General features: G+C 71.9%; 17 protein-coding genes. 2 read left to right on the top strand and 15 right to left on the bottom strand.

Annotated elements, in window-relative coordinates:
* Positions 1-15: 15 nt before the first annotated feature.
* The 12 genes from SM452_RS12415 to proS form a co-directional block, all read right to left on the bottom strand.
* On the bottom strand, positions 16-339 hold the full coding sequence (locus SM452_RS12415) for a DUF2469 domain-containing protein (protein WP_011905215.1): 324 nt from the start codon (positions 337-339) through the stop codon (positions 16-18).
* Entirely contained in the window at positions 336-1,211 is an 876-nt protein-coding gene (locus SM452_RS12410; protein WP_262014792.1) for a ribonuclease HII, read from the bottom strand. Before SM452_RS12410 ends, SM452_RS12415 begins: the two co-directional genes overlap by 4 nt.
* Positions 1,205-1,672, bottom strand: coding sequence for an NUDIX hydrolase (locus tag SM452_RS12405; protein WP_262014791.1), 468 nt, complete (start codon positions 1,670-1,672; stop codon positions 1,205-1,207). The genes SM452_RS12410 and SM452_RS12405 overlap by 7 nt, the downstream gene beginning before the upstream one ends.
* 90 nt (positions 1,673-1,762) lie before the next feature.
* Positions 1,763-2,395 (bottom strand): signal peptidase I, encoded by a 633-nt coding sequence (gene lepB / locus SM452_RS12400; protein WP_262014790.1) that lies wholly within the window; start codon positions 2,393-2,395, stop codon positions 1,763-1,765.
* A complete protein-coding gene (lepB, locus tag SM452_RS12395; RefSeq protein WP_262014789.1) occupies positions 2,392-3,276 on the bottom strand; it encodes a signal peptidase I in 885 nt (294 codons plus the stop codon). The genes lepB (SM452_RS12400) and lepB (SM452_RS12395) overlap by 4 nt, the downstream gene beginning before the upstream one ends.
* 168 nt (positions 3,277-3,444) lie before the next feature.
* Positions 3,445-3,804 carry a 50S ribosomal protein L19 gene (gene rplS / locus SM452_RS12390; protein WP_013284591.1) on the bottom strand — a complete coding sequence of 120 codons (360 nt, stop codon included), beginning with the start codon at positions 3,802-3,804 and terminating at the stop codon, positions 3,445-3,447.
* A 143-nt stretch (positions 3,805-3,947) separates the two neighbouring features.
* Positions 3,948-4,736 (bottom strand): tRNA (guanosine(37)-N1)-methyltransferase TrmD, encoded by a 789-nt coding sequence (gene trmD, locus SM452_RS12385; RefSeq protein WP_262014788.1) that lies wholly within the window; start codon positions 4,734-4,736, stop codon positions 3,948-3,950.
* Positions 4,737-4,763: 27 nt separating this feature from the next.
* Positions 4,764-5,303 (bottom strand): ribosome maturation factor RimM, encoded by a 540-nt coding sequence (rimM, locus tag SM452_RS12380; RefSeq protein ID WP_030269963.1) that lies wholly within the window; start codon positions 5,301-5,303, stop codon positions 4,764-4,766.
* Positions 5,303-5,563 carry an RNA-binding protein gene (locus tag SM452_RS12375; RefSeq protein WP_026268109.1) on the bottom strand — a complete coding sequence of 87 codons (261 nt, stop codon included), beginning with the start codon at positions 5,561-5,563 and terminating at the stop codon, positions 5,303-5,305. Before SM452_RS12375 ends, rimM begins: the two co-directional genes overlap by 1 nt.
* The gene (gene rpsP, locus SM452_RS12370; RefSeq protein WP_018786330.1) at positions 5,538-5,996 is read right to left on the bottom strand and encodes a 30S ribosomal protein S16; all 459 of its coding nucleotides are present in this window, start codon (positions 5,994-5,996) and stop codon (positions 5,538-5,540) included. The genes SM452_RS12375 and rpsP overlap by 26 nt, the downstream gene beginning before the upstream one ends.
* Before the next feature lie 241 nt (positions 5,997-6,237).
* The gene (locus SM452_RS12365; protein WP_463839951.1) at positions 6,238-6,906 is read right to left on the bottom strand and encodes a ribonuclease FAU-1 family protein; all 669 of its coding nucleotides are present in this window, start codon (positions 6,904-6,906) and stop codon (positions 6,238-6,240) included.
* A 1-nt stretch (position 6,907) separates the two neighbouring features.
* Positions 6,908-8,314, bottom strand: coding sequence for a proline--tRNA ligase (gene proS, locus SM452_RS12360; protein WP_262014786.1), 1,407 nt, complete (start codon positions 8,312-8,314; stop codon positions 6,908-6,910).
* Positions 8,315-8,383: 69 nt separating this feature from the next.
* On the opposite strand from proS, the gene SM452_RS12355 reads away from it, so the two are divergent.
* Positions 8,384-8,914, top strand: a complete 531-nt coding sequence (locus SM452_RS12355) for a hypothetical protein (RefSeq protein ID WP_463839950.1) — start codon at positions 8,384-8,386, stop codon at positions 8,912-8,914.
* 25 nt (positions 8,915-8,939) lie between these two features.
* The gene (locus SM452_RS12350) at positions 8,940-9,533 is read left to right on the top strand and encodes a TetR/AcrR family transcriptional regulator (RefSeq protein WP_463839949.1); all 594 of its coding nucleotides are present in this window, start codon (positions 8,940-8,942) and stop codon (positions 9,531-9,533) included.
* A 42-nt stretch (positions 9,534-9,575) separates the two neighbouring features.
* Here SM452_RS12350 and SM452_RS12345 read toward each other — a convergent pair whose 3' ends face one another.
* The 3 genes from SM452_RS12345 to ffh form a co-directional block, all read right to left on the bottom strand.
* The gene (locus SM452_RS12345; protein ID WP_463839948.1) at positions 9,576-10,655 is read right to left on the bottom strand and encodes an amidohydrolase family protein; all 1,080 of its coding nucleotides are present in this window, start codon (positions 10,653-10,655) and stop codon (positions 9,576-9,578) included.
* Between the two features lie 18 nt (positions 10,656-10,673).
* A complete protein-coding gene (locus tag SM452_RS12340) occupies positions 10,674-11,252 on the bottom strand; it encodes a Uma2 family endonuclease (protein WP_463839947.1) in 579 nt (192 codons plus the stop codon).
* Positions 11,253-11,319: 67 nt separating this feature from the next.
* Positions 11,320-12,873, bottom strand: a complete 1,554-nt coding sequence (gene ffh / locus SM452_RS12335) for a signal recognition particle protein (protein WP_262014781.1) — start codon at positions 12,871-12,873, stop codon at positions 11,320-11,322.
* Positions 12,874-12,954: the final 81 nt, after the last annotated feature.

Below are 12,954 nucleotides of genomic sequence, written 5' to 3'. Positions count from 1 at the left end.
TTCAGCCGCCTGCGGTCAGCTCCCGAATCCGGAATCTGCGGGAAGCGAGATGTCGGGCTTTTCGAGCTCTTCCACATTGACGTCCTTAAACGTCATTACTCGAACATTCTTGACGAAACGGGCAGGGCGGTACATGTCCCACACCCAGGCGTCGTGCATCTCGACCTCGAAGTAGACCTCGCCGTCGGAGTTGCGCACGTGCAGGTCGACCTGGTTGGCCAGGTAGAAACGGCGCTCGGTCTCCACCACGTAGGAGAACTGGCGGACGATGTCCCGGTACTCCCGGTAGAGCTGCAGCTCCATCTCGGTCTCGTACTTCTCGAGATCTTCCGCGCTCATCGCACTCCGCCTTCCATGACCACATCTTCCCCCACCGACGCCGGAGGTCGCGGCTGCTCGCCCAACGCCACGCCGACGGTACCCCCTGACGCGCCGCAGTGCCCCATCGGCTCGTCCGGGCGGCCGGCGAACGCTCCGGGCCCGAGACCCGGCAGCCCTGCTGCGGGCTCGGGCGACGCCGCGTCGGTGCCCACCGGGCGGCGGGCGCGGGGAGGCCGGCCGTCCCGTCCGGAGACGGCGGCCACGTTCACGTACGAGAAGCGGTGTTCCCGGCAGGGCCCGAGCGCGCGCAGGGCGGCGCTGTGCTCGGCGGTGATGTAGCCCTTGTGCTCGGCGAAGCCGTAGCCGGGGAACCGCCCGTCCAGTTCCACCATCATCCGGTCCCGGGTGACCTTCGCGAGCACACTCGCCGCCGCCACACACGCGGCCACCCGGTCGCCCTTCCAGACCGCCAGCCCCGGCACGTCCAGCCCGTCGACGCCGAAGCCGTCGGTCAGCACGTACTCCGGGCGGGTGGTGAGCGAGGCGAGCGCCCGGCGCATCGCGGCGAGGTTGCACACGTGCAGCCCGCGGGCGTCGACCTCCTCGGCCGGGATGACCACCACGGCGTACGCCAGGGCCCGTGCCACCACCTCGTCGTAGACGCGCTCGCGGGCGGCGGGGGTGAGCAGCTTCGAGTCGGCCAGCTCGTCGATCTCGCCGCGCCGGCCCTCGGGCAGGATCGCGGCGGCGGCCACCAGCGGCCCGGCGCAGGCGCCCCGGCCGGCCTCGTCGGCGCCCGCCACGTGCCGGAAGCCACGCCGTTGCAGGGCGCGCTCCAGCGCGTAGAGGCCGCCGTCGCGGCGGACCACGGTGCGCGGCGGAGTCAGCATGCGCCGCCTCCCGCCAGCACGGCGCCGAGCCGGCCGGGCAGGTCCGGCGGGTAGTAGCGCTCGGCGGTGGCGGCCAGCTCGGCGACCGGCCACCAGCGGTGCCCGTGCACGCTCGCCCGTTCGACGTCGTTGAAACCCGCGGTGTCGACCTCCCAGCCCGTCACCCGGACCAGGTAGAACTGCTGCTCCTGGCGGTACCAGACGCCGTCGAACGGGAACTCGACGGTGTCCGCCCAGACCGGAGCGCCCAGCTCGGCCGGGGCCATCCGCAGGCCGGTCTCCTCGGCCAGTTCGCGGGCGGCGCCGTCGGCCGGGGACTCCCCCGGGTCCAGCCCGCCGCCGGGGGTGAACCAGTAGCGGTGACCCGGCCGGGCCGGATCACTGCCCTGGAACAGCAGCACCCGGTCGGACGCGTCGACCAGCAGCACCCGGGCCGCGCGACGAGGGGTGTAGACGGTCACCGCACCAGCCTGCCAGACGCCTGCGACGAACGACCACGCCCTCCCGCCGCCGGCGCGGGGCCGGCGTGCCGGAGCGTGGCGCGGGCCTGCTCAGGGATTGGGGATCCCGTCGAACTGCTTCGGAACGCTGAGCCAGGTCGCGCGGCTGACCGGCCAGAAGATGGTGAAGGCCCGGCCGACGACCTCGCCCTCGGGGATGGTGGCGACGTTGATGTCCTCGCCCGACTGCTGCCAGTGCTCCAGCGAGTCGCCGGACGCCTCCCGGTGGTCACCCATGACCCACAGGCGCCCCTTCGGCACCGTGATGTCGAAGTCCTGGTCGGCGGGCTTGTTGCCGGGGAAGATGAACGGCTCGTCGATCGGCTTGCCGTTGATGACCAGCCGCTCCTGGCCGCCGGTGCGGTCGCAGCAGACCACGTGATCGCCGCCGACGCCGATGACCCGCTTGATGAAGTCCTCGCCGTCGGGGTTGCCGCTCCACTCGGTGGGCGCCTTGAAGACGATGACCTCACCCCGGTGCGGCGAGCGGAAGTCGTAGACCAGCTTGTTGACAAGCACCCGATCGTCGATCTTGAGGGTGTTCTCCATGGACGGCGACGGGATGAAGAAGGTCTGCAGCACGAAGGCACGCACCAGCACCGCGACCAGGATCGCCACGCCCAGGAGGATGGGCAGCTCCTTCCAGAAGGAGCTGCGGGGCTTCTCGGTCTGCTCGTCGATCACGGGTGGAGCCTACGTCGCCGGGTACGCCGCGGTCGCCCCGAACCCGCCAGAACGGTGAGCGTCGCCGCGACCGGGAGGATCAGGACGACGCCGCCGACCGGGTCGGGATCCACCGGCACCGGCCCCGGCGCCGCCGCGGCGTCCGCACGCGGCACGCTCGAGAAGGTCTCCGGTACGGGCAGACTCGTCCAACGCTGCGAAGGCCAGACGATCATGAAGGCGCGGCCGACCACGTTCTCGATCGGCACCGGCCCCTGACATCGGGCGTCCTGCGAGACCAGCCGGTGGTCACCCATCACGAAGATCTGCCCCGGCGGCACCACCACCTCGGTGAACTGCCGGGACCGGCACTCCTTCGGATTGGGTGGCAGCTCGACCGGGGAGTCCTCGGAGACGTACGCCGTCTCGTCCAGCGGCACCCCGTTGACCACCACCCGGCCGTCGTCGCAGCACCAGACCTTGTCGCCCGGTACGCCGATGACGCGCTTGATGAAGTCCTTCTCGCCGGGGCGGCTGACGCCCACCAGGTCGCCGAGCGTGCGGCCGACCCGGCCGGCGAAGTTCGTCGGCGGCGCGGGCGCCTCCTGGGCGACCCAGCGGTCGGTGCCCCGGAACACCACCACCTCGCCGCGGACCGGGTCCCGGACGTCGTAGACGACCTTGTTGACGAGCACCCGGTCGCCGACGAGCAGCGTGTCCTCCATCGACCCGGAGGGGATGAAGAACGCCTGGAGCAGGAAGGTCCGGATCAGCACCGCGAGGCAGAACGCCACGATCAGCAGCAGCGGCAACTCCTGCCAGAGCGGCATCTGGCGGCGGCTGCGGCGGGCCCGCCGGCGCCAGGGATCGACGGCGCCGTCCTCGTCAACCATCTGCACCATGCCACTCTCCGGTCCGCGGAAACGACACTACCGCCCGGGAGTCTCCTCGGAGACCCCACGGGCGGTAGTGGACCGTTTCGCACCGTCCGGCTGCGCCCGTACCGACCAGGGTAATGCGGTCTGGTCGATACGACATCCGCGCAGGCCGGGCGGCGTGGCGAACGTGGATCAGTTCGCCGGCTGCTTCTCCCGCAGCTCCTTGATCTTGGCCTTCTTGCCGCGCAGCTCACGCAGGTAGTAGAGCTTGGCGCGACGCACGTCACCGCGGGTCACGACCTCGATCCGGTCGATGCCCGGGCCGTTGAGCGGGTAGGTCCGCTCCACGCCGACACCGAAGCTGACCTTGCGGACCGAGAAGGTCTCACGCAGGCCGTCACCCTGGCGGCGGATGACGACGCCCTGGAAGATCTGGACCCGGGAGCGGTTGCCCTCGACGACCCGCGCGTGCACCTTGACGGTGTCACCGGCACGGAAGTCGGGCAGGTCGGTACGCTTCGACTGGGCGTCAAGGGCGTCCAGGATGTTCATCGCTGCGTCCTCGTGAGGCTCACGGCGCATCGTCAGTCGATGCGCGGATGGGTGATTCTGACCCCCGGGTGGTGACCGGCGATACCGGCCCCGGTCGAGGGTCCTCGCAACCGCCCACGGCGTGGACGGATGCGGCAACCCCTCTACTTTGCCACATGCCCCGGTGGCGGGGAAAATCCGCCCCGCTCCAGCGTCACCCGGTCCCGCTTGTCGAGCGTCTCCGGGGCCAGCGCGCCGATCATGTCCGGGCGCCGGGCCGCGGTCCGCAGCAGCGACTCGTCGCGCCGCCAGCGGTCGATCCGGGCGTGGTCGCCGGAGCGCAGCACCTCGGGCACGTCCAGCCCGCGCCAGCTCGCCGGCTTCGTGTAGAGCGGTGCCTCCAGCAGCCCGTGCGCGTGCGACTCCTCGTCCAGCGACCCGGCGTTGCCGAGCACGCCGGGCAGCAGCCGGGTGACCGCCTCCAGGATCACCAGCACGGCCACCTCGCCGCCGAACAGCACGTAGTCGCCGAGGGAGACCTCGGTCACCGGCATCCGGGTCGCCGCGTGGTCCAGCACGCGCTGGTCGATGCCCTCGTACCGGCCGCAGGCGAACAGCAGGTGCGACTCGGCGGCCAGCTCGTGCGCCAGGGCCTGGGTGAACGGGACGCCCGCGGGCGACGGCACGAGCAGCCGGGGCAGCGTGTGCCCGTCCGGGCTCAGCTCGCCGGGCGCCAGCGCGTCCAGCGCCTCACCCCACGGCTCCGGCCGCATGACCATGCCGGGACCGCCGCCGTAGGGCGTGTCGTCGACGGTGCGGTGCACGTCGTGGGTCCAGGTCCGCAGATCGTGTACGGCCAGCCGCAGCGTGCCGTTCGCGCGGGCCTTGCCGATGAGCGACAGGTCCAGCGGGGCGAAGTACTCGGGGAAGATCGACACGATGTCGACGCGCATGCGGTGGCTCCAGCCGGAGGTCGAGAGCTAGAGGTCGAGCAGGCCGCCGGGCAGGTCGACGACGACGCGACCGCCCGCCAGATCCACCTCGGGCACGATCGCCTTGACGAACGGGACCAGCGCGGTACGCCCCTCGGGGCGCCGCAGCACCAGCATGTCGGACGCGGGCGCGTGGTCGATGCGGGCCACCTCGCCCACGTGCTCGCCGTCGCGGGTGACCACGGTGAGCCCGACCAGCTGGTGGTCGTGGAACTCCTCCGGGTCCTCCGGCGGGGCGACGTCGGCGCTGTCCACGCCGAGCAGCGTGTTGCGCAGCGCCTCGGCGACGTCGCGCTCCAGCACGCCCTCGAAGGCGACGAGCAGGCGGCCCTGGTGCCAGCGGGCCGACTCGACGGTGAGCGTCGGGGGCACCCGCCAGGCGCCGGGCTCCGACGGGGTGACCCCCGGCTCGGTGGTCAACACCGAACCGGGGGCGAACCGTGCTTCGGGCTCGTCGGTACGCACCTCCACGGTGACCTCACCGCGGATGCCGTGCGGCTTACCGATCCGGCCGACGACGAGAAGCATCAGTACGAGTCGACGATGTCGACGCGTACCCCACGCCCGCCGATGGAGCCGATCACCTGGCGCAGCGCCTTGGCGGTCCGGCCGGACCGCCCGATCACCGTGCCGAGGTCCTCGGGGTGCACGCGGACTTCGAGGCGCTTGCCCCGACGGGAGTCGACCATGCGCACCCGGACGTCGTCCGGGTGGTCGACGATGCCCTTGACCAGGTGCTCCAGAGCGGGACGCAGCGGCATGTCAGGCCTGCTCGCCGGACTCGGCACCGGTCTGCTCCTCGGCCTTGGGGGCCTCGGCCTTCGGCTCCTCCGCCTTGGCGGCGGCCTTCTTGGCCGGCTTCGCCGGGGTGTCCGCCACGCCGGCGGCGGCCTTCGCCTCGGCCTCGTACGCCGCCTTGCGGTCGGCCCGCTCGGGGGCGACCTTCAGCGGCGGCGGGGCCGGCAGGCCCTTGAACTTCTGCCAGTCACCGGTCAGCTCCAGCAGGCGCTGCACGGCCTCGCTCGGCTGGGCGCCGACCGAGAGCCAGTACTGGACCCGCTCCGACTTGACCTCGATCACCGAAGGGTCTTCCTTCGGCTGGTACACACCGACGAACTCGATCGCCCGACCGTCACGCTTGGTGCGCGAGTCGGCGATGACGATGCGGTACTGCGGGTTGCGGATCTTGCCCATCCGCAGGAGCCGGATCTTTACGGCCACAGTTGTTTCGCTCCTGTTGCGATCTCACCGGCCCGTACGGGCGGTGTGCGGGTGAGCGCCGACCGGCACAGTGGGGTTTGGGCCGGAGACTGCTCGGTGAACTGGCGACGCGCCCGGGTTAGAGGGCGCCGGACGCGTGCCGGATACCAGCGAACCATTCTGCCAGATCCGGACCGGAACTCTCACACCGGACCCGGACACCACGCCCGGGGAAGCCCGGGCCGTGACCGAGGACACTCGTTCAGCGCACCGGCGGGCGGTCCCAGCCCGGCGGAAGTTCGTCCGGTACGTCCCATTCGGCGGGCGGAGCGAAGTCGCACCAGGTGCCGTCGAACGGGAACTCCCCCGCCTCGGCGATTCGGATCACCCGCTCGCCCTCGGCGCGTACCGCCTTCTCGTCCGTCACCCAGTAGTGCTCCGGGAACGCCAGCCGCTCGGCGAACTCGTCCTCGTCCTTCCACTCCCAGCTCAGGTCCGGGTACACCACCACGTCGAGGTCCTGGTCGACCATGTCGACGCCGGCCACCGTGCCGTCGTCCCAGCGGACGCCGGGCTCCTCCAGGTTGACGTACCAGTTCTGGAAGCGGCCGGCGGCGTCGCGGAACCACCAGACCGAGTGGGCCGCGCCGGTGGGCAGGAACTTCAGCACCGGCGGGCCGTTCCACAGTCCCTGCGCGAGCCGGTAGGACGACGTCACCCACTCGGCGAACGGCACGGCCCGCATGCCCAGGCCGGCCTCCGTCACCTCGTGCGCGACGGGCGCTGTCCGCGCCACCCAGAGCAGCAGGCCACGCTCGTCGTCGGAGACCACGCGGGCCGACCGGACCCAGCCGATCCGGCCGTGCCGCACGTTCCGGTGCAGGATCAGCCGCCCCGGCGCGAACCGGCCGGCCGGATCGCCGGGCCGCATCTCAGTACGCGCGGGCGAGGATCGCCACCAGGTCGGGCTCGTCCTCCGAGTCCGGCACCGAGCCGTCGGCGCGCACCAGGCAGCGGACCGTCACGCCCTGGCCGTTCGCCTCGGCCTCGCCCTCGACGCCGACCGCCGACCACGGCACCCGCGCCCAGCCGGTGGCGGACGCCTCGATCGCCTCGGCCAGCGTCGACACCTCGACGGTGCGGGACCGGCGGAACTCCAGCGCCTGGTCGTGCAGCGCCCGCTGGTCGGCATCCAGCGCGGCCACCACCGCGCCGACCACGTCGGCCACCGGCGTCGGGGCCTTCGAGCCGTCCGTACGCCGGACCACCACCGCGTTGCCGGCGGCCAGGTCACGCGGGCCGACCTCGACGCGGACCGGGTAGCCGCGCAGCTCGGCGTCGACGGCGCGGCGGCCGAACGCGGTGTCGGTCCGGTCGTCGAGCGCCACCCGCACCCCGGCGTCGCGCAGCGCGTCGCACAGCTTGGCCGCCGCCTGGCTCACGCCCTCGCCGTCCTTGACGATCATCACGTACGCCTGCACCGGCGCCAGCTTCGGCGGCACCCGCAGCCCGTTGTCGTCGCCGTGGCACATGATCAGACCACCGAGCATCCGGGTGGAGGTGCCCCAGGAGGTGGTCCACGCGTGCTCCCGGCCGCCCTCGGCCGAGGAGTAGCTGATGTCGAACGCCTTGGCGAAGTTCTGGCCCAGCTCGTGGCTGGTGCCCAGCTGCAGCGCCTTGCCGTCGCCCATCATGCCCTCGCACGTGTACGTGGCGGTGGCGCCGGCGAAGCGCTCCCGGGCGGTCTTCAGGCCGACCACGACCGGGATGCCGAGCACGTTGACCATCAGATCCTCGTACGCCTCGTGCAGGATCCGCCGCGCGTAGGCGCGGGCGTCCTCACGGGTCGCGTGCGCGGTGTGCCCCTCCTGCCAGAGGAACTCGCTGGTGCGGAGGAAGATCCGCGGGCGCAGCTCCCACCGGACCACGTTCGCCCACTGGTTGAGCAGCAGCGGCAGGTCGCGGTACGAGTCGATCCACTTGGCCATGAACTCGCCGATGACCGTCTCGCTCGTGGGGCGCACCACCACCGGCTCGGCGAGCTGCTTGCCGCCACCGTGCGTGACCACCGCCAGCTCCGGCGAGAAGCCCTCGACGTGCTCGGCCTCACGCTTGAGGTAGCTCTCCGGGATGAACAGCGGGAAGTACGCGTTCTCCGCGCCCGCCGCCTTGATCCGGGCGTCCATCTCGGCCTGCATCCGCTCCCAGATGGCGTAGCCGGCCGGTCGGATCACCATGGTCCCCCGGACCGGGCCGTTGTCGGCCAGCTTCGCCTTGGCGATCAGGTCCTGGTACCAGCGGGGAAAGTCCTCCGCACGGGGAGTGAGCACGCGTGCCATGACCGCACATCCTATGCGTCCCGTGACGGGTCGCCGCAGCCGGGCGCGCCCGCACTACCATCTGCCGTCATGCACCTCCCCGCCCCGGACCCGGCACCGGCACTGGCCCCGCTCGCCGCCCGGTGGGTGGCCTGGGTGGCCGCCCACCGCCAGCCGGTCAACCCGCTCAAGGACACGACCGGCCGGCACGGCGGGCGTCACCAGCCCGCCGACGTGTGGTTCCTGGCCGGCACGCAGGGTGGCGGGGTCAGCCGGCGTTGCGTGGTGCCGGCGGGTCGTCCCCTGTTCTTCCCGGCGATCTGCTGCTGGACGGTCGGCCGCCGGGACGACCCGGTCCCGCCGATGCCCCACGCCGACGGGCACGCCGAGCTGGACGGGGTCGCGGTGCCGGTGCGGCCGGCGGGCTCGCCCGCCTCGTTCCCGGTGCGGGGGTTCTTCAACAACGTCGTCACCGCGTGGCCGTGGCCGGTGCACGTCTCCTGCTGGGGTCTGTGGGGTCTGGTGCCGCCGCCCGCGCCGGGGACGCACCACCTGACCTTCGGCGGCCACGACGGCGGACGGTTCCGGGTCGAGGCGGAGTACGAACTCGAGGTGCGCTGAACAGCGCCCGTAGACTTCGATCACCATGCGCAAGCCGAAGAACGTCACGCCGGTGCGTGACACGATCGTCGACGCCGCCCGTTCGCTGACCGTCACGACCGGCTGGGCCGGGGTCCGGATGGGTGCGGTCGCGAGCGCCGCGGGGGTGAGCCGGCAGACGGTCTACAACGAGTTCGGCACCAAGGCGGGCCTGGGCGAGGCGCTGGCCCGGCACGAGGTGGACCGGTTCGTCGGCCAGGTCCGGTCCGCGCTGGACGAGCACGACTCCGACGTCCGCGCGGCCGCGTACGCGGCGATCCACCGCACGCTCGCCTCGGCCGCCGAGAACCCGCTGGTGCGGGCGGTGCTGACCAGCACCCGGGGCGGATCGGAGGAGCTGCTGCCCTACCTCACCACCCGGTCCGAGCTGGTGCTCGCCGAGGCCGCGCGGGCGCTGCTGGAGTGGACCGGTGAGCGTCTGCCCGACGCCGATCCGGCCGCCCTGGCGTTCGCGGCGGACAGCGTCGTACGCCTGGTGGTGAGCCACATCGTGTTGCCCGGGGGCGCGGTGGACGAGACCGCCGACCGGCTGGCCGACCTGGCGGTGCGCCTGTTCCTGATGGCGGCGACGGCCCGCTAGGGGCGCCGGCGGCGGCCGGTCACCCCCGCCGCCGACCGCAGGTCAGCGGACGACCCGGCCGCGCAGCACGATCCGGCTGGGCGTCCGGACCACGCGCAGGTCGCGGCGCGGATCCTCGGGGTAGACCACCAGGTCGGCGAGGCCGCCCTCGACCAGCCCGGGGAAGCCGAGCCACTCCCGGGCCCGCCAGGAGGCGGCGGCGAGCACGTCCGGGGCGGACATGCCGGCCTGCTCGTGCAGCAGAAGCATCTCCTCGGCCGCGAGGCCGTGGTCGATGCCGCCGCCCGCGTCGGTGCCGACGTAGATCGGCACGCCCGCCTCGTGCGCGGCGCGCACCACCTCGGGGAAGCGGTCGCGCAGGGCGAGCATGTGGTCGGCGTACCCGGGGAACTTGGGCCGGGCCTGCTCGGCGATGTGGCCGAACGTCCGGATGTTGATCATCGTGGGGACCAGGGCGGTGCCCTGCCGGGCCATCAGGTCGATCAGGTCGAGGCTCAGCCCGGTGCCGTGCTCCACCGAGTCCACCCCGGCCCGCACCATGATCTCCACCGCCGACTCGGAGAACGTGTGCACCGCGGCGCGTACCCCGGCGGCGTGCGCGGCGGCGACCGCCGCGGTCATGGTGTCGGCGTCCCAGGCCGGCGCCAGGTCGCCCACTCCCCTGTCGATCCAGTCGCCGACCAGCTTGACCCAGCCGTTGCCGGCCGCGGCCTGCGCGGCCACCGTCGCGGCGACCTCCGCCGCGCCGACCTCCACGCCGATGTCGCGCAGGTAGCGCTTCGGCGGGGCGACGTGCCGGCCCGCGCGGGCCAGTCGCGGCAGGTCCGGCTCGTCCTCCAGTTCCGGGTACGGGTACGGCGACCCGGCGTCCCGGATCGCCAGCACGCCCGCGTCCCGGTCGATCCGGGCCAGATCCCGTGCCTGGTCGAGCGAGGTGATCGGGCTGCCGCCGCGGGCGATGCCGATGTGGCAGTGCGCGTCGGTCAGGCCGGGCAGCACGAAGCCACCGTCGGCCACCGTCTCGGCGCCGGGCACCGGTTCGAATGTCACCCGGTCGCCGATTAGCCAGACGTCCCGGACCTCGTCGTCGGGAAGGAACACACCGCGCACGTGCAGAGCCATGTGCACAGTCCTACCCGATCAGTCCTCCTCGCCGGCGAGCAGGTCGTTGCGGCGCGCGGTCAGCGCCGGCAGATCGACAGAGACCTTCCAGGGCCGCTCGGTGACGAACAGGTCCTCGGCCTGACTGACCTGCTTGTACTCGCGATTGGCGCCAAGCACGTACTCAGTCAGCGTGATCTTCTCCTTGACCGGGTCGAGCACCCAGTAGGAGCGGACACCGGCGTGCGCGTAGACCCTGGCCTTGTCGTACATGTCGCGGAAGGTGGAGGTCGGCGAGATGACCTCGACGGCGAGCACCGCGTCCTCGACCGGCAACGGGCTCCGGTTGGCGTTACCCCGCACGACCGCGACGACGTCCGGCCGGGGCTCGTTCCGGTGGTCGACCCGCATCGACAGGTCGATCCCGACCTGATACTCCTTCGGGCAGTTGACGCGAAGCGCGAGCAGCAACTCGACGCACATGTCCTGGTGCAGCAGAGTGGGCGACGGCACGATCAACCTTCCGTTGATCAGTTCGTACGGAAGGTCCTTGGGCAGCTCGCCCAGGTCGTCGACCGTCCACTCGTGCCGCTCCGGCAGGATCGGGACCGCGGTCATTGACATCTCCCTCCAGGGGGCGACATCACTTTAAGAGACAGCGATGTCGCCCACCGTCACCGACACGCTAGCGCGGGCCCTTGTCGCCACCCTTGCCGAGCTTGTTGAAGTCGATCTTCGGGAGTTTGAAGCCCGGCGGCAGGCCCTGTCCACCGGCCAGGTCACCCGGGTCCAGGCCCGGCGGGAGCTGCGGCATGCCGCCCGGGAAGCCGCCCGGCATCCCGGCACCGGTACGCGGCCGGCCGCCACCCTTCGTACCCTTGCGCTTGTTCTTCGGCGACTTGGTCGCCTTGCGCCGGCCGCCGCCGGGCAGGCCCATCATGCCGCCCATCTGCTTCATCATCTTCTGCGCGTCGGCGAAGCGGTTGAGCAGCTGGTTGACGTCCATGACGGTGACGCCGGAGCCGTTCGCGATCCGGGCCCGGCGGGAGCCGTTGATGATCTTCGGGTTGGTGCGCTCGGCCGGGGTCATCGACCTGATGATCGCGGTGACCCGGTCGAAGTGCTTGTCGTCCAGCTCGGCGAGCTGGTCCTTCATCTGCCCCATGCCCGGCATCATGGACAGCACGTTGGCGATCGGGCCCATCCGCCGGACCGCGATGAGCTGATCGAGGAAGTCCTCCAGCGTGAAGGTCTCTCCGCCCATCAGCTTGGCGGTCATCTTCTCCTTCTGATCGGAGTCGAAGGCCGCCTCGGCCTGCTCGATCAGAGTGAGGACGTCGCCCATGCCGAGGATCCGGCTGGCCATCCGGTCCGGGTGGAAGACGTCGAAGTCCTCCAGCTTCTCGCCGGTGGAGGCGAACAGGATCGGCTGGCCGGTCACCTCACGGACGGAGAGCGCGGCACCACCGCGGGCGTCGCCGTCGAGCTTGGACAGCACCACGCCGGTGATGCCCACGCCGTCGCGGAACGCCTCGGCGGTGCGCACCGCGTCCTGGCCGACCATGGCGTCGATGACGAAGATGACCTCGTCGGGCTGGACCGCGTCGCGGATGTTCGCGGCCTGCTGCATCATCTCGGTGTCGATACCGAGCCGGCCGGCGGTGTCGACGATGACGATGTCCCGGGCGGCGCGGCGGGCGTGCTCGATCGAGTCGCGGGCCACCTGCACCGGGTCGCCGACGCCGTTGCCGGGCGCCGGGGCGTACACCTCGACACCGGCCCGGCCACCGAGCACCTGGAGCTGACCGACGGCGTTGGGACGCTGGAGGTCGGCGGCGACGAGCAGCGGCTGGTGGCCCTGGCTCTTGAGCCAGCGGGCCAGCTTGCCGGCGAGCGTCGTCTTACCGGAACCCTGGAGACCGGCCAGCATGATCACGGTCGGCGGGTGCTTGGCGAACTGGAGCCGCCGCCCCTCGCCACCGAGGACCTTGATCAGCTCCTCGTTGACGATCTTGACGATCTGCTGCGCCGGGTTGAGCGCCTGGGAGACCTCGGCGCCGCGCGCCCGCTCCTTGACGTTCGCGATGAAGCCCTTGACCACCGGCAGGGCGACGTCGGCCTCCAGCAACGCCATCCGGATCTCGCGCGCGGTGGCGTCGATGTCGGCGTCGGTGAGCCGGCCCTTGCCGCGGAGCTTGGTGAAGATCCCGGACAGGCGGTCACTCAAGGTGTCAAACACGCGAACATCCCGTTTGTCGTTTTCGGCGGGCACATGCTGCCGGGCCGGTGGTCCAGCCCACCGTTAGGGTAGCCCGCCGCC

Source organism: Micromonospora sp. SYSU B005 (genome assembly GCF_055362685.1).
Note: the sequence above shows the minus strand (reverse complement) of the source record. Positions and strands in the feature narration are given on the sequence as shown.

Coding starts and splice junctions, on each gene's coding strand:
- SM452_RS12415 (WP_011905215.1), bottom strand. CDS start 339: ATGAGCGCGGAAGATCTCGAGAAGTACGAGACCGAGATGGAGCTGCAG.
- SM452_RS12410 (WP_262014792.1), bottom strand. CDS start 1,211: ATGCTGACTCCGCCGCGCACCGTGGTCCGCCGCGACGGCGGCCTCTAC.
- lepB (WP_262014789.1), bottom strand. CDS start 3,276: ATGGTGCAGATGGTTGACGAGGACGGCGCCGTCGATCCCTGGCGCCGG.
- rplS (WP_013284591.1), bottom strand. CDS start 3,804: ATGAACATCCTGGACGCCCTTGACGCCCAGTCGAAGCGTACCGACCTG.
- trmD (WP_262014788.1), bottom strand. CDS start 4,736: ATGCGCGTCGACATCGTGTCGATCTTCCCCGAGTACTTCGCCCCGCTG.
- rimM (WP_030269963.1), bottom strand. CDS start 5,303: ATGCTTCTCGTCGTCGGCCGGATCGGTAAGCCGCACGGCATCCGCGGT.
- SM452_RS12365 (WP_463839951.1), bottom strand. CDS start 6,906: ATGCGGCCCGGCGATCCGGCCGGCCGGTTCGCGCCGGGGCGGCTGATC.
- proS (WP_262014786.1), bottom strand. CDS start 8,314: ATGGCACGCGTGCTCACTCCCCGTGCGGAGGACTTTCCCCGCTGGTAC.
- SM452_RS12355 (WP_463839950.1), top strand. CDS start 8,384: ATGCACCTCCCCGCCCCGGACCCGGCACCGGCACTGGCCCCGCTCGCC.
- SM452_RS12350 (WP_463839949.1), top strand. CDS start 8,940: ATGCGCAAGCCGAAGAACGTCACGCCGGTGCGTGACACGATCGTCGAC.
- SM452_RS12345 (WP_463839948.1), bottom strand. CDS start 10,655: ATGGCTCTGCACGTGCGCGGTGTGTTCCTTCCCGACGACGAGGTCCGG.
- SM452_RS12340 (WP_463839947.1), bottom strand. CDS start 11,252: ATGACCGCGGTCCCGATCCTGCCGGAGCGGCACGAGTGGACGGTCGAC.